We start from the raw sequence: 15995 nt of genomic DNA on the forward strand, positions 1-15995 counted from the left end.
CTTATTCAGCTATAAAATCACTCACAAAATAGGAAAGGGTTTTTCCTACCTGTCCGGTACTCATTTCATCAGGTGCTGCTTCACAAATATGAAAATAAGCACAGTTCTCATTTTTAGAAATCATATTTATAAAATTCCTTATCTGATTTATGCTAAAGCCTGAGGGGGATTTTGCACTGCTTGGGAAATCTGCAATCGCATCGCAGTCAAGTTCGAAACCAAATTTTGAATCATCAATATTCTCGATGCATTTCTGAAACCTTCTGTTAAGCTCATCAGGAAATTGAAGAAGTTCTTCCGCGAGCAAAAACTCCAGGTTTTCAGAGAAATCCATTTCTTTAAAAATATATTCTGGAGTATAATTCTTGTGAAGCCCAAAAACCGAATACTTGCATAAGAACTGTCCTTCTATAGCATAACTAAAGCCATTTCCGCTATGGCGATGTTCGAGTTGTCTTAAATCAGTATGCGCATCAATATTGATAATATTAATCGGGGCGTTGGTCGCCTTTGCAGCTCCCTTGATATTTCCGTATGCATTATTATGCCCGCCTCCGATAATGATCGGGATCTTTCCTGCAGAAATTATTATCTCTATTAATTCTGCAACCATTTGGTCGATCTCCTTTACCAGGTCTCCCAGTTTCAGAAGATAATTTGGATCTGTAGTATCAATATTGGCTGCTTTTTGCATGAACCCTTTACATTCCAGTTCGCCTAAAAGCAAAAGCTTATTGGGATCATTAAAACGGTTCACCTGGATATTTATCAGGGCTCCCAGCAGACTTTTCCAGGCTTTTGAAGTTCCCGGCTTTCCATGATTGGCCCTAACTCCAATATCTTCCGGAATTCCTAAAAGCACATATTGAGCAGAAGTGTTTTTAAGTTCATCCAGGCTACTTACAAACTGGACCTTTTCTCCGAATTTAACCTCTCCCTTTCTTTTTGAGATCAGTTTTTCAATATCTGCCGGTTTATAGATCTTTAATGCTTCCATCTTAAACCAGTTTACCATTTACATAAACCGACTCTATGGAATTCGTTCCGAAAGCATAGGGGAGGTAGGTGTAGGATGGAATTTCCTTAGTCAAAATGAAATTCGCCTGTTTCCCCTTGGAAATACTACCATGGGTTTCGCTAAGTTCCATCGCATATGCTCCATTGATGGTAGCGGCGTTAATTGCCTCTTCAGGAGTCATCTTCATTTTTATGCATGCCAGGGAGACAACCAGATTCATATTTCCGCTTGGTGTACTTCCCGGGTTGAAGTCGGTAGCAAGGGCCAAAGGTAGCCCGGCATCGAGAATTCTTCTCGCCGGCGTGTAAGGAATGCTTAGAAAAAGAGAACAGGAGGGAAGTGCAACCGGCATGGTCTCTGAGTTTTTCAAAACGTCAATGTCTTCATCATTCATTACTTCTAGGTGATCCACGCTAAGGGCGTTATGTTCAACTCCGGCTTTTACGCCTCCAATAGCATTGAACTGATTTACATGAATCTTGGGTTTTAACCCATACTCTTTAGCTGCACTAAGCAGTTTGTGAGTGTCTTCAACTGTGAAATACCCTTTTTCACAAAAAATATCGATATATTCTGCGAGATCCTGTTCTGCAACCTTAGGCAAGATCTCCTTTATCACAAGATCCATATATTCCCCTGGTCGTTCTTTATAATCTTTCGGAATGGCATGGGCTCCAAGGAAAGTCGATTTTATGGGTAGATCATAATTCTCTCTTAGCTTTTTGATCACCCGAAGCATTTTTAACTCAGCTTCTTCAGTAAGTCCATAACCGGATTTGATCTCAACGGCACCGGTACCAAGTTTAATGACTTCTTCCAGTCGTTTTGCAGACTGTTTATAAACTTCTTCCTCCGGGGTTTCCTGAAGGGTTTTGGCGCTGTTCAATATTCCTCCACCACGATTTGCGATCTCTTCATAGCTGAGGCCATTTATTCGGTCGGCAAATTCCTGTTCCCTGTTTCCCGCATAAACAATATGTGTATGGGAATCGCACCAGGTTGGGAGAATAATCTTTCCGGAAGCATCTATTTTTTCATCAACTTCGATATCCGGCGGATTATCCATGGAGCCATAGGCTTCAATTTTATCATCTTCAATCAGCAGCCAGGCATTTTTTATCGAAGGCAGCTTCTTCATATCGGCACCTGAGACCTTTAATATTGTTTCTTCTCTTACCTGTAAAAGTTCTTTTATATTGGAAAATAGAAGTTTCATTTAAGTTTGATTTTTTGATCGGTTTGCTAAGATAGAAAAGTCATTCTGGAAGCTTTGTAATTGGACTGGATTTCTGCATTAAAGTGTGAATTGTGCGAGTATCTTCTGTACCTCATAAATATCCACTTTCTTATTAAAACGCTTGGAAATAGAAGGGGTTTGCTCTCCCGAAATCCATATTTTGAGTTCGGCGTCCAGGTCAAAACTTCCCGCAGTTTCAACACTAAAACGGGTAATGCTCTTATATAACACCGAAAAATATTCGATCTTATTTCCGGTGATTCCCTGAACATCAACCAGGATAAGGCGTTTATTGGTAAAGATGAATGTATCGCGAATTATTTTGAACCCAGCTTCGATCTCTTCTGAAGGGATGAGAAGTTTTCCATATTTCTCCTGAAGCTTTTCTTTTTCAATGGCTCCCGCATTTCCTAAAAGTGAAGAAAGTATACCCATATAAATGTGCTTTTAATGTTTAGTTTAAAGTTAAGTAAAAAAGCATGGCTCAAAGTTTCTTTCAACATAGCTTTAACGAAAACAGACTCTTTTGTAAACCGGCCATTTTCCCGTAATTCTTAGTACATTTAAGCCTTAAATTTTTCAAGTTATATTTTATGGCTAAATCAAAAGGGATCAATACCATTTGCACACATGTTGGAGAATTAGAAGATAAAGAATTCAGGGGAGCGGTTTCCCCTCTTTATATGTCCACTTCTTATGCTTTTGAAGATGTGGAAACCAAAAGATACCCCAGGTATTTTAATACTCCAAATCAGGTGGCCCTGGCAAAGAAGATGGCTGCCCTTGAACATGGTGAAGCCTCGCTGATATTTGGCAGTGGAATGGCGGCTGTTAGTACTTCGCTGATGGCTTTTTTGAGGTCTGGAGATCATGTGGTATTTCAGGATTCTTTATATGGAGGCACCAGTAATCTGGTGACCGAAGAATTTGACAAATTCGGGATTGAATATAGTTTTGCCAAAGATGCCAAGATCGATTCACTAGCTGCAGAAATAAGGGAAAACACGAAACTTCTCTATATTGAAACTCCCTCAAATCCATTATTGAAGATTACCGATATGGAAGGCGTTGCCCGCCTGGCAAAGGAAAATGGACTTGTGAGCATGATAGATAATACCTTTGCATCTCCTGTAAACCAGAACCCGATAGATTTTGGGATCGATGTGGTGATACATTCTGCAACCAAGTATATGGGAGGTCATAGTGATATTCTTGCTGGCACAGTGATATCTTCAGAAGAAAATATCAGTCGAATCTTCCATATGGCCAAAAATCTTGGTGGAAGTCTGAGTGATTATACCGTATGGCTGCTGGAGAGGAGTTTGAAGACCATGGGACTTCGAGTGAAAGCCCAGAATGAGAATGCTATGAAACTGGCTGAATTTTTAAACTCACATGCTGAAGTAACCCAGGTGTATTATCCGGGATTGAAGGATCATCCAGATCATGAACTTGCCACTCGACAAATGAATGGATACGGAGGAATGCTTTCTTTTGAATTGAAAGAAAGTACTGATGCTTCCGAGTTTATGAAAGCTCTGGATCTTATAAAGCCTTCTATGAGCCTTGCAGGTGTTGAAAGCACTATCCTTTTGCCTTCGAAGACCTCACACGGATTGTTAAGCCCTGAGGAAAGACATAAGCAGGGTATAAAAGATAACCTGTTGAGGTTTTCGGTAGGGATCGAGGAAACCGAAGATCTTATTGCAGATCTGGAACAGGCCATTAAAAAAGTAATCAAAAATTAGAAATATAATTTTATGAAATTAGATATACTGGCAGTGGGATCACATCCCGATGATGTAGAATTAAGCTGTTCAGGCACCATCGCCAAGGAGGTGGATCGCGGAAAAAAAGTGGGGATTCTTGATCTTACACGCGGAGAACTTGGAACTAGGGGAACTGCGGAAATCAGGGATAAAGAAGCGAAAGCCGCTGCTGAGATACTCGGAGTTTCGGTGCGCGAAAACCTCGAATTCAGTGATGCTTTTTTTGAGAATAATAAAGCCCATAAACTGGAAGTGGTTAAGATGATCAGGAAATATCGGCCGGAGATCGTGCTCTGTAATGCGGTTGAAGACCGGCATATAGACCATGGGAAAGGAGCGAAGCTGGTTAGTGAGGCTTGTTTTCTTAGTGGGCTAATAAAGATAGAAACCAACCTTGACGGCGAGAAACAGGAAGCCTGGAGACCAAAACATGTATTTCATTATATACAGTGGAAAAACCTGAAACCCGATTTTGTGGTGGATATTTCAGGTTATATCGATAAAAAACTGGAATCGGTTCTGGCTTATTCATCCCAGTTCTATGACGAGAACAGCAAGGAGCCTGAAACCCCGATTTCCAGCAGTAACTTTCTGGATAGCATTACTTACCGGGCAAGAGACATGGGCAGGCTTATCAATACAGAACACGCTGAAGGCTTTAATGTAGAAAGAATGGTGGCTGTTGATTCGGTATTTGACCTTATTTAATTGAAATTTTTTCTTTGCGAAATTGTTCAAATAACTTACATTTGCAACCGCTAATCAAATGGTGGTTGTAGCTCAGCTGGTTAGAGCGCCGGATTGTGGTTCCGGAGGTCGTGGGTTCGAAACCCATCATCCACCCAAAAGTAAAGTCCTTCAGCAATGAAGGACTTTTTTTGTTGGAAATAATCCTGTTTTCCATCTGCTAAGTTTTATTTTTACCAAAATCAAAATACAGCTATGAATTCCAGAGAAGATCAGCTTAAAGCCTTTGACAGATTATTGACCATCATGGACGAACTCAGGGAACAGTGTCCCTGGGACAGGAAACAGACCATGGAGTCTTTAAGACATCTTACAATTGAGGAGACCTATGAACTTGGAGATGCGATCCTGGACAAGGATATGGATGAGATCAAAAAGGAGTTGGGAGATGTGTTGCTTCACCTCGTTTTCTATGCAAAAATAGGAAGCGAAACCAACGATTTTGATATAGCTGATGTTGCTAACAGTATTTGTGATAAGCTAGTAGATCGCCACCCCCATATTTACGGAGATATTGAGGTTGCTGATGAAGAGGAGGTGAAGAAGAACTGGGAAAATTTAAAATTGAAAGAAGGTAAGAAAAGCGTGCTGGAAGGAGTGCCACGATCTTTACCGGCGATGGTTAAAGCAAATCGAATACAGGATAAAGTGGCCGGTGTTGGCTTCGACTGGGAAGAACCTCAGCAGGTCTTTGAAAAACTAAAAGAGGAACTGGAAGAACTTCAGCATGAGGTAAAGACTGATAACAGGGACGAAATAGAAGCTGAATTTGGAGATGTTCTGTTCTCAATGATCAATTATGCCAGATTCCTGAAAGTGAATCCTGAAAATGCTCTGGAGCGAACCAATAAGAAATTCATCAAACGGTTCCAATATCTCGAGGACAAAGCCAAGGAAAGTAATAAAGATTTAAAGGATATGAGCCTCGCAGAAATGGATGTTTTCTGGAATGAAGCAAAGAAGCTGTGATCATTTGGTGAAAACCATCAATTCCTCATAAATATCTACCGAAGAAAATTGAAGGTTTTCCTTTATCCATAAAATGCTTTCACGATTATAGAAAATAACGTGAGTGAGATCATTCTTATAATGCCATCCCTGAAAATCAATAGCATCATTCCAAACTTCGGTTTTGCAGTAGAGTTTTCCGCCAGTTCTTAGAAGAGATCTCAATAAGTTGAATTCTTCAAACGGTTTTTGAAAATGTTCCATCACCTCGCAACAGATAATAAAATCATACTGTTTTTTCAGCAGTTTCTGGTTGGGTTGAAAATAAGGATCATACAATTGAATGTCGTATCCTGATTTTTCAAGTTCAGAAGCTATTACGGGACCTGTGCCACAGCCAAAATCGAGGCCAATTGAATCTGGAGAAATATCAGATTTGATTTTGTTAATAACAGGACTTACAAACTCAATGTAACCTGGATCATTAATATCGTTGTTGTGAAGGCGATACCTGAATTTTTCTTCCTGAGGGCTTAGATACGATTCCGGAGAAAGTAAAACAGCCTTGCAGTTTATACATTGGTGGTACTCCCGTTCATTAATGACTTCAAAATTTCGGGTAGTGCCGTTGCATAAACTGCAAAGCATATTTATGGTTTTAGTAAAGCGATTTGATCTTTCTGAGCTTTTCTTCCCAGACCTCAAGATCGGCCTTATGATTCTCAATATTCTTGTGTACTTCCTGAACCAGAGGATTGTCATCCTCTACATTAGAGAAAAACTGAAGGTTGTTCTCCAGCTGTCTGATTTCAGCCTTGGTTTCCTCAATTTTCTTGGTAAGGAAGTAATGCTCGTTCCTGATCTTATTATCATCATCTGCATCATCCAGGGCCTGAACCTTGTTCTCATACTTCATCATCTCGGCCTTGGTATTATCGATATCCATTTTTTTGAATAACTGATCCAGTGCTTTATTGAATTTACCTTCTATGAAGCGCTTGTTATGAGGTACTTTCCCAATTTCTTTCCAGGCGTTGATCTGTTCTTTGATCTTGGCCAGGTCTTCTTTTTTCTTTCCTGAAAGTTCTATGCTTTTTAACTTATCAAGAATTTCTTTTTTCTTGTCAAAGGCTTCCAGTTCTTCTTTATTGTCTTCATTACGCTGGGCGTGGAGACGGTCAAAATAATGATTACATGCTTTTTTGAACTGTTTCCAGACCTTGTCGCTATCCTTTCTAGGAACGTGACCTATCTTTTTCCAGTCGGCCTGTATCTTTTTCATCAAAGGAGTGACAGTTTTGAAATCTTCACTGTCTTTATTGTCTTCCGCGATTTGAATAAGTTCCTTTTTCTTTTCAAGATTCTCGTATTGCTGCTTTTTAAGGTTCTTATAGAAAGCATTCTTTTTACGGTTGAATCGGCGAACATTTTCCTTAAAGGCATTCCAGGTTTCCTGGTTCTTGCTTCTTGGTACCTTGCCGGCATTGAAGAATTCCTCTCTTAAAGCTTCGATCTCCTTGATCTTTTGCTGCCATTTATTATGACTGTCAAAATCCTGATCGGCTATTTCCCTGATTTTTTCAATGATCTCCTGCTTCTTCTCCCAGTTCTTTTCATACTGCTCATCAAGCTGATCAAAATATTCCTGTCTTTTGTCGTGGATCCTTTTTGTAGCCGTACTGAATCTGTCCCATATATCTTCCCGATATTCTTTGGCTACAGGTCCCAGCTCTTCTTTCCACATCTTGTGCAGCATCTGTAGTTCACGGAAAGCGCGGCTTACATCTTTCTCCTGCAGCAATTCTTCTGCGCGATCTATTACCTTTAACTTCTGCTCCAGGTTATGTTTGAAATCCATATCCCTGAACTCCCTGTTAAGATGTAGGAAGTCATAAAAATTCTCTACGTGGTGATGGTAGGTATTCCATACGTTATTGTATTTATCTCGCGGAATTGGGCCTGCCGTACGCCATTTGTCCTGGATCTCCTTGAAATGATTGTAAGTAGTATTGATATTCTCTTCTACATCAATAAGACCTTTTAGCTCTTCAATTATCTCCAGTCTCTTCTGAAGGTTTTCGTTAAGATCCTTTTTAAGACGTTTATAGTAATTATTTCTCTTTTCTTTATAATCGAAATAAAGGGAATTGAAACGTTTCTTAAGAGGAGTAGAGTAGTGGAAGTCTATAATATTTCCGCCATCGGCCAGAAACTCTTCCTTTTTTTCCTCCATTTCCTCGTCGAACTTGGCATTGAATTCAGCCCTTATCTCGGCAACGTGCTCTTTTATAGCCTGAACCTTTTCTTTTTTTAGAAGTCTTTCCAGTTCGTCGGCAAGGGCTTCCTTGCTCATGGAATGATAATCTTTCTTCTCTATATCATGGCGTTCGTTGGCGCTTTCATCTTCACTGTCTTCAGCTACCGCACTATCCATATCTTCTTCGTGGTTTCCAGAAGATTTTTTGTTCTCCCCAACTACCGCATCACCAATATCGCTATCCAGGTCATCATCGTCATCATCATCTTCTTTCTTGCTTTTACGGCCCGTCTCCGATTCGGAAACAATGGCATCCTCATGATCTGTAGATTCGGATACCTTTTTCTTTGCCTTTGGCTTTTCTTCCTTCTTTACCTCTTCTGAAATTTCAGGTTCTTTGAAAAACGGATTTTCAGCATCTTCTTTTTCCTCCAAATGGGTATAAGGATCTGAATCGGGATCTTTCTTTTCCCGAGCCTTTTGATCAGAAGTGGCCTTGCCTGCCGCCGATTCATCTAACATGGCATCTTCGTGATCGGTAGATTCCTCTTCAGTTTTTGCAGTGGTTGATTTATCGGAATTATCTGAAGTATTCTCTATGCTCTTTTTTGTTTGGTCATCAACAGACTCCGCCGCCATTTTTTCATCACTTTCTTCAGAAGTTTTCTTTGCCTTTTCAGCCTTATTCACCTCTTCTTCCGAAAGTCCTTTTTTCTTATTTTCATTTTCTTGTTGAGACATATCTTTCAATGTTAGGGTTCTTCATAGTCAATTAAAGTTGAAAGATAACAACTCCCCTAAAATTGGGCAAGCGATTGGTTTTATTTGTGGGCCTGAAAGCGGCTATTTATTGATATGAATTAAGAATTCCATATCTCCCAGGCCTTTTCTGCCTGAAGTTCCAGCATCCTTAATCCGTTAAGGCATGTGGCTCCTTTTTCCCTGCCAAGCTGCATGAGTTTTGTTTCTGAAGGATTGTAAACAAGATCAAAGATGAGATGGTCTTTGGAGAAATATTCAACGGGAATCGCGGGGTATTGATCTACTTTCGGAAAGGTCCCGAGAGGTGTACAGTTTATAACAATGGTATAGGTTTCCATGATCTCCCGGTTAAGCTCATCGTAAGAAAATATGTTAGCGGCCTTTTTTCTGGACACAAACTTATATTCGATCTCTAAAAGCTCTAATGCGTAGGCGATAGCTTTGGAAGCTCCACCGGTACCAAGGATGAGCGCTTTTTTATGATAAGGTTTTAAAAAAGGTTCCAGTGATCCCATAAAACCCCAGTAATCGGTGTTGTAGCCACAAAGACTGCCGTCCTTTTCAAATTTGATGGTATTTACAGCCTTTATCTGCCTGGAATGTAGATCTAAATAATCCAAAAAAGGAATAACCTCCTCTTTATAGGGTATAGTGACATTAAGTCCTGAAATGATATTGTTTTTAAGAACTGCAGGTAATTCGTCAATAGAAGCCAGATCGAAATTTTTATACTCGGCATCTATATTTTCCTTCTCAAATTTTTCTGAAAAATATTTTCTGGAAAAGGAATAGTCTATGTTTCTGCCAAGAAGTCCGAAGGTTCTCATTTACGATGATTTTTGTTTTCATACCAGGCAAGGCCTAATACCATGAATATTCCAATAACAATAAAAAATATAGCAAGCCAGGTTTGTGAAATGTCAAATTCAGGCCAGTACCTGTCATAATTATCAATTATTTTATTGCCTTCCCGGTCTATTAGAACCTCACCAAGCTCATTAGTCTTGAATATCTTTTCTTTCCATGGCCAGACGACTCCAAGGGAACCGGTTATAAAACCTATTATGGTGGCGAAGGTTTCCTTTTTATATTTTTTAAGCACATATCCCAGGAGATGGGAAAGCGAAACAAGGCCGGCGAGAGATCCGGCGGCGAATACCACTAGTACTTGCAGCATTCTTAGTCTCTCTTCATCGGCCATAAAACTAAAATCCCACAGAAGAATTTCGGCGATGGTGTCGTAAAGAGCATTAACCGAATCTACCAGTAGAAGCACATAATTTCCTAAAAGAATAAGAATAAAACTTCCGGAGAGTCCGGGGAGCGTCATACCCGATACGCTGATCATTCCACATACAAATACAAACCAAAGATTATCATTCTCTCTGGCAGGTTCCAGGAAGCTTATAGCCATTCCGCCAATAATTCCAAGGATAGCGAAGATTAGTGAATTCCTGTCCCAATCATCAAAATCCTTACTGATATAATAAATAGAACCGATGATCATTCCAAAGAAAGCCGACCACACGTATAATTCGTAATGAATAATCAGATAATCGAGGAGTTTTGAAACGCTGAAATAACTAATGAGCATCCCAAGGATTAACAATCCAAGGAACTTGCCGTTTAGATACTGATACAGACTCCTAAACCTACCCGCAGTGAGGAGTTTCAGGGCTTTAAGATTTACTTTTTGCAGAGAATATATGAACTCCTCATAAAACCCGGCCACAAAGGCCACTACACCACCAGAAACTCCGGGAACTTTGTTCGCGGCGCCCATAGCGAGGCCCTTTAATACAAGGAGGATCTTATCAGTTATGGTTCTAGTCTGCTGCATCGGCCGAATCAGGTTTGTTAGAGGCAAGCATTTCAAGAATGATGATCAGGAAGAAACCAGCGAGCATAAGTAATACCGCATAGGTTGTTTGCGGATCACCATTGAAGTTCCACGGAAGAACGGACGCCTCCCTTAGAACGACTTCCTTATCACCATATATGGCTGTTTCCAGTACTACTTTCCAGGGCCATATCTTGTTCAGGGAACCGGCAATAAAGCCTGTTAATACGGCAAGGGTGATACTGCTATAATGGACAAAAAGCCATTTTAAGATTCGGGAAAAGGTAAGTAAACCGAAAATTGCTCCAATCCCCACGGTTGCCAGGGTTTTAATATCAAAATCGTGAGCAGCTTCGGTCACAGATTTGTAGGCTCCTAAAAGAACAAGTATAAAAGCCCCGGAAATTCCTGGTAAAATCATTGCGCAAACAGCTATGGCACCGGCGAAAAATAGAAACAGGTAGCTCGAATTTGCTGAAAGGGGAGGTAAACTCACTATATAATAAGCCGTAGCCGCACCAATGGATAGGGCTAGAATAATCTTATAGTTCCATTTAGGGATCTGTTTTGCAACGAACCAGATGCTGGCGAGTACAAGGCCGAAGAAAAACGACCATATGAGTACAGGGTGGGTGTCCAGCAGGTAATTTGCCAGCCGCATCAGGCTAAAAAGGCTTATCAGGATCCCACAAAAAAGAGCAAGGATAAAGTTTCCGTTTAGTTCTTTCCACATAGCTCTAAAACCCTCTTCCTTCCAGATGGAAAACAGGGAAGGTTTCACGCCACTAATGGTAGAAATAAGTTCTTCGTAAATTCCTGAAATGAAGGCTATGGTTCCTCCCGATACTCCCGGGACAACATCGGCTGCCCCCATGGCCATTCCCTTAAGAGTGACCGTAAGGTAGTCCAAAAAACTTCGCTGCATCTTCTCTTTTTATGATTTCGCCCAAAGGTAGCAAAATTACTAAGAGAGCTTTACGAAGGAATTTATAATTTGTTTGACGCTTTTTCTGTTAAAAATATTCGGAAACAGTTCTTCGATAATGATATAATATTCCGAGTCAATTTTCAGGGCGTTGTTCAGGTGAAAATATCCTTTTTCTCCATTATTTGTAGAGAAAAATAACCCGGCAAGACGGTATTCGATCTCTGCGGTGTCGGGATAGAATTCAAGAGCCTGCAGCATACTGCTAATGGCAGTTTCATATTCCCCGAGTCCGATAAGGATATCGCAACGTCTTATCCAGGTCTCCAACTCATAATTGCCTAATTCAAGGCTCTTTTTATAGCCATGCTCGGCTTCCTCAAAGAAATTAAGCCTGTTGTTGATCTTGGCATATCGTTTCCAGTAAAGTACGTTCTCTTCATCAATATTGATGGCTTTATTGATATAATAAAGAGCTTTCTGAAAATTCAGTTTCTTGATATAAAAATCGGTAATGGCAATCCAGCCTTTATCAAGCAAGGGATCCTCATGCACCGTTTGTTTGTAATTTTTTAAAGCAAGTTCATCACAGCCAAGCTTTTCAAAGCATTTTCCTATCCTTAAATAAGCAAAAGACGTCGGATCTTCCAGTTCAAGTGTGATATTATAATTTTCTATAGCCTCGTTATAGCGCTTCAGTTTCTCTAGTACCTTCCCTTTTTCAAGATAAGCACCCACAAACCTGTCGTCACTAATAATGGCAAAATCAAATGCAGCAAGGGCTTTGTTGTATTCTTTCAGGTCAAAATATTGCTTTCCTACCTGATGCCATGCAACTTCACAATAAGGAAATTTGTTTAGATACATGTTAAGGTATTCAATGGCTTCTGTCTTCTGATCAAGAAAATCGAAACAGTACATCACATTGTATAATGCAGAATAGTCCTCTTCATCGGCTTCAAGGCATTTCATGAAGCTATATTTGGCATTTTCAAAATCCTCAAGAAAAAGATATTCCATTCCTATAAGGGAGAATATTTCAGCATCTTCCAAAGTGATCTCCAATGCGGCCTCCAGCATTTTTATGGCTTCCTGATGCATATCCCTTTTAGAGTATATCTGTGCTTTCTGGATATAGATCTCTTCATTGGAAGCTTCCAGGTCTTTTAATTCGTTCAAAATTCCATCAGCGAGATCCAGTTTATCCTCAAAAACAAGGATCTCCACTTTGAACAACTTTAAGTTTACAGAAGTGGGATGCTGGGCAAGGCCCATTTTTACGGCTTTCTTGGCTAGTGAAATCTTTCCGTTCTCCAGGTAATGATGTATTATATTCTCAAATTCGTTGGAATCAAAGAACAAAACATCGTTGGTTTTCAGCATAGATTCGAAGCGGGCAAGTGAGAAATTATCTTCTTCGTTATGGCTTAACTGCATAAGAGACGGATTTAGGGATTTCTACTGAACTAAAGTTATAAATGATTGAAAGCGATTTGGGAAAAGTGTTATATTGTTGTTAACAAATTAATTAACACCCGGCCATCTCCTCTTTTATATTATCCAGTATGTCAATAATAATGCCACAACCTTTCACTATTTCTTCGTCAGAAATGATTAGTGGCGGAGTGATGCGCACAGCCCGTTTTTCGTATAATAACCAGAAGAGGATGAGCTGATTCTCTTTGGCTTCAAGGACCAGACGGTCGGCAATTTCTGCAGATTTTAGAATGATAGCCAGCATAAGTCCTTTCCCACGGACTTCTTCTATTAAAGAATGATGTAAGAGTTTTCTGAATAATTTTTCCTTCTGGAGGGATTCCTGCATCAGGTTTGTTTCGGTGATCTCCTGAAGTGTAGCCATGGCACCGGCGGCTATAAGCGGATTTCCACCAAAAGTGGTAATATGGCCAAGTTTAGGATTGTCCGTCAAAAGGTCCATAAGTTCTTCTGAAGCTGAAAATGCTCCGATTGGCAGGCCTCCCCCCATACCTTTGCCCATCGCTACTATATCAGGGACTACATCAAAATTCTCAAAACCGAATAGTTTACCTGTTCTTCCAAAGCCTGGTTGGATCTCATCAAGTATAAGCAATGCTCCAACCTCTTCACATCGGGCCTTTACTTTTTTTAAATAATCATTTTCAGGCATGATAAAACCTGCTCCTCCCTGAATGGTTTCCAGCACTACGGCTGCAGTCCTGTCAGTGATTTTTGAAAGATCCCCTTCGTTGTTGAATTCAATGAAAGAAATATCTCCCAGCAGGGGGCGGAATGGTTTTACTCTTTCCTCATAGTCCATAAGGCTCAAGGATCCCATGGTATTTCCATGATATGCCTTTTTTGCCGCAATGATCTCAGTTCTTCCAGTCGCCCTTCTGGCAAGTTTCATAGAGCCTTCAATGGCTTCGGTTCCCGAATTTACCAGGTAGGTCTTGTTTAGTGGGTCTGGTAATTTTTCAGCCAGCAACTTTGTCAGGTCTACCGCCGGTTTTTGTGCGTATTCGCCGTAAACCATCACGTGCAGGTACTTTTCAGCCTGTTCCCTGATAGCTTTAACCACTCTTGGATGGGAGTGGCCCAGGCTGCATGCCGAAACTCCCGCAACAAAATCCATATGCTTTTTTCCGTCGGTAGTAATAACATAACATCCTTTTGCATGTGAAACTTCCAGGGCCAGGGGGTGAGGAGTGGTTTGAGCCTGATATTTTAAAAAATCTTCCTTCAAATTATTGATCCTTCTTTTTGGTATTTCCGGCTTCCTTTAATTCCTGAATATCCTTTTTCAGGCTATCCTTGCTTTTCTCCGGTTTCAGGCTGTCCCTGATCTTTTCAGTTTTGAATTTCAGACTGTCGGCATCCCGGTTCTTCAATATATCTGGTTTAAGCCTGGAATTTTCATTGAGTAGTAAGTCATCCTCTTCTCTTTCTTCAAAGAATTCATCAGGTTCATCCGGCAGCGGTATTCCCTGGATCTTAATTAGTTCAGGTTCCGGCTGGCCTTCAAACAGTCCCTCTTTACTCGTAATTCGTTCTTCGCCCCGCCAGTTAAAGCCTTTCAATTCCCGGGCATTGGGAGGGAAGTCGGCTTCAGGAGTGAGTTTTCCGTCTATCTGGTTATAATAATAGATGTCCTGTATCTCTCTATCCTGGAATAATATCCTGATAGAACTGGCAAGTGCTTTATTGATGCCTATAAGGTCATCATTATCATTTCGCATGTAATTGAGCGTTTCGGTATTCTTATCTATGATGACTTCGTATAGCTCATTGTCGCGAAAATATCCCGTCAGAATTTTTCCTTTTACCTGGTTAAAGCCTTCAATACTGTCTTTTTGAATAAGAAAAGCATTGTCAAAAACCAGTAAAGAATCCAGCTGTTCAGTTTTGGTATTACTCATCAGGTGAATACTGTCTCCGGTCATCTGATTTTCGCCCGACCATAACACCGGCTTCTTTTGTCCTCCGTCCTGATTGAGATTGATAAGTTTAGTAAGCCCTGATTCCTGATTTGAATAAATGGAATCACTACGTCCGCTCATATTGCTCTTGAAGATCCTCACATCATAAAAGCCTCTGATAACGCGCTTATCGGGTTTCCCGGTAATCATAATGGTATCGCTATGAATGAAAAGGGAATCTTTATCCTGAAGGCTGGCGGCCAGTGCTCTTTTGGTTATAAATACTGAATCTTTATCTCTGAAGACTTCCGCATAATGACCGGTTACCCGGCTATCGTTAATCGTGTCTATTACCCTGATGTTATTCGTGGCTGAAGCAAAACTGTTCTCTCGATTAAAATAAAGACTGTCTCCCTTAAGGATACGGTTGTCATAATTTATCTGTGAATTCTTAACAAAATAGCCATTATCGGCACGGGTATCGTAGAATCCCCGCTCACAATAGACCGTACTGGTTTCACTTTTTATGGTAGAAGGCCCATAAAGATAGGCGTGGCCCGATTCTGAATAAAAGTCCAGCTGTTCAGAATTGATGGTATATTCAGGGTTGGTCACTACCACATCATTGATAAAGCTGTATTTATCCTCTTCCATAAAATAGCGCCCAATCTGGCTGGTAAGCACACTGGCGGTATCGGTAACTTTTCCTCCGCTTCTGTAATAGGCCTGCTGTTTTATTCGGTCAAAGAACAGACTGTCGGTTTCGAGAGTGGTTTGAGGCCGTTTCATAGAAACATTTCCGCTGGCAAAGGCAAATTCAGTGTTTCCGTTGTATTCAGCATAATTACTGGTCATACTTACACTGTCACCCTGCTTCATCCTGATATTTCCGTAAGCCTTGAAGAAATTAGCCTCTTTATAGAAAACGGCATTGTCACACCATACCTCTATACCATCGTGATCAAAATACACCTGATTATCCACTTTACTCAGAATAAGGGCTCCGGGATAGCGTTCCTCATTTTTGAGGGTCCTGTCAGAATCGTAATTGATCTCCTGTGATTCCTGAGCGAATGTCATTAAAGGAAAGGCGA

The 15995-nt window shown here is 40.5% G+C and carries 14 protein-coding genes and 1 tRNA gene; 4 read left to right on the forward strand and 11 right to left on the reverse strand.

Going from position 1 to position 15995, the window contains the following annotated elements; all coding sequences use genetic code 11:
- Nucleotide 1: 1 nt before the first annotated feature.
- The 3 genes from NE848_RS02965 to NE848_RS02975 all read right to left on the reverse strand — a co-directional run bounded on the left by NE848_RS02965 (nt 2) and on the right by NE848_RS02975 (nt 2690).
- Nucleotides 2–997, reverse strand: a complete 996-nt coding sequence (locus tag NE848_RS02965) for a formimidoylglutamase (RefSeq protein WP_252110719.1) — start codon at nt 995–997, stop codon at nt 2–4.
- A gap of 1 nt (nt 998) precedes the next feature.
- Complete coding sequence (hutI, locus tag NE848_RS02970; RefSeq protein WP_252110720.1) at nt 999–2234, reverse strand: imidazolonepropionase; 1236 nt, start codon at nt 2232–2234, stop codon at nt 999–1001.
- 78 nt (nt 2235–2312) lie between these two features.
- Nucleotides 2313–2690, reverse strand: a complete 378-nt coding sequence (locus NE848_RS02975) for a PH domain-containing protein (protein WP_252110721.1) — start codon at nt 2688–2690, stop codon at nt 2313–2315.
- Between the two features lie 158 nt (nt 2691–2848).
- On the opposite strand from NE848_RS02975, the gene NE848_RS02980 reads away from it, so the two are divergent.
- The 4 genes from NE848_RS02980 to mazG all read left to right on the forward strand — a co-directional run bounded on the left by NE848_RS02980 (nt 2849) and on the right by mazG (nt 5740).
- Nucleotides 2849–4003, forward strand: coding sequence for a trans-sulfuration enzyme family protein (locus tag NE848_RS02980; RefSeq protein WP_252110722.1), 1155 nt, complete (start codon nt 2849–2851; stop codon nt 4001–4003).
- A gap of 12 nt (nt 4004–4015) precedes the next feature.
- Nucleotides 4016–4732 (forward strand): bacillithiol biosynthesis deacetylase BshB1, encoded by a 717-nt coding sequence (bshB1, locus tag NE848_RS02985; RefSeq protein ID WP_252110723.1) that lies wholly within the window; start codon nt 4016–4018, stop codon nt 4730–4732.
- A gap of 61 nt (nt 4733–4793) precedes the next feature.
- A tRNA-His gene (locus NE848_RS02990) sits at nt 4794–4867 on the forward strand.
- A gap of 99 nt (nt 4868–4966) precedes the next feature.
- Nucleotides 4967–5740, forward strand: coding sequence for a nucleoside triphosphate pyrophosphohydrolase (gene mazG / locus NE848_RS02995; protein ID WP_252110724.1), 774 nt, complete (start codon nt 4967–4969; stop codon nt 5738–5740).
- Here the strand turns inward: mazG and NE848_RS03000 are convergent, their stop codons facing one another.
- The 8 genes from NE848_RS03000 to NE848_RS03035 form a co-directional block, all read right to left on the reverse strand.
- Entirely contained in the window at nt 5741–6367 is a 627-nt protein-coding gene (locus NE848_RS03000) for a class I SAM-dependent methyltransferase (RefSeq protein ID WP_252110725.1), read from the reverse strand. It lies immediately after the preceding gene.
- Between the two features lie 10 nt (nt 6368–6377).
- Nucleotides 6378–8717: a DUF349 domain-containing protein gene (locus tag NE848_RS03005; RefSeq protein WP_252110726.1), complete on the reverse strand. Its 2340-nt coding sequence runs from the start codon at nt 8715–8717 to the stop codon at nt 6378–6380.
- Nucleotides 8718–8836: 119 nt separating this feature from the next.
- On the reverse strand, nt 8837–9565 hold the full coding sequence (locus NE848_RS03010; protein WP_252110727.1) for a shikimate dehydrogenase family protein: 729 nt from the start codon (nt 9563–9565) through the stop codon (nt 8837–8839).
- On the reverse strand, nt 9562–10578 hold the full coding sequence (locus NE848_RS03015; RefSeq protein WP_252110728.1) for a DUF368 domain-containing protein: 1017 nt from the start codon (nt 10576–10578) through the stop codon (nt 9562–9564). Before NE848_RS03015 ends, NE848_RS03010 begins: the two co-directional genes overlap by 4 nt.
- Nucleotides 10565–11503 (reverse strand): DUF368 domain-containing protein, encoded by a 939-nt coding sequence (locus tag NE848_RS03020; RefSeq protein ID WP_252110729.1) that lies wholly within the window; start codon nt 11501–11503, stop codon nt 10565–10567. Before NE848_RS03020 ends, NE848_RS03015 begins: the two co-directional genes overlap by 14 nt.
- Nucleotides 11504–11542: 39 nt before the next feature.
- Nucleotides 11543–12940, reverse strand: coding sequence for a tetratricopeptide repeat protein (locus tag NE848_RS03025; RefSeq protein WP_252110730.1), 1398 nt, complete (start codon nt 12938–12940; stop codon nt 11543–11545).
- 91 nt (nt 12941–13031) lie between these two features.
- The gene (locus tag NE848_RS03030) at nt 13032–14228 is read right to left on the reverse strand and encodes an aspartate aminotransferase family protein (protein ID WP_252110731.1); all 1197 of its coding nucleotides are present in this window, start codon (nt 14226–14228) and stop codon (nt 13032–13034) included.
- Between the two features lies 1 nt (nt 14229).
- Complete coding sequence (locus NE848_RS03035; protein WP_252110958.1) at nt 14230–15981, reverse strand: OstA-like protein; 1752 nt, start codon at nt 15979–15981, stop codon at nt 14230–14232.
- Nucleotides 15982–15995: the final 14 nt, after the last annotated feature.

This window comes from Gramella jeungdoensis (assembly GCF_023805255.1).
GTDB classification, from domain to species: domain Bacteria; phylum Bacteroidota; class Bacteroidia; order Flavobacteriales; family Flavobacteriaceae; genus Christiangramia; species Christiangramia jeungdoensis.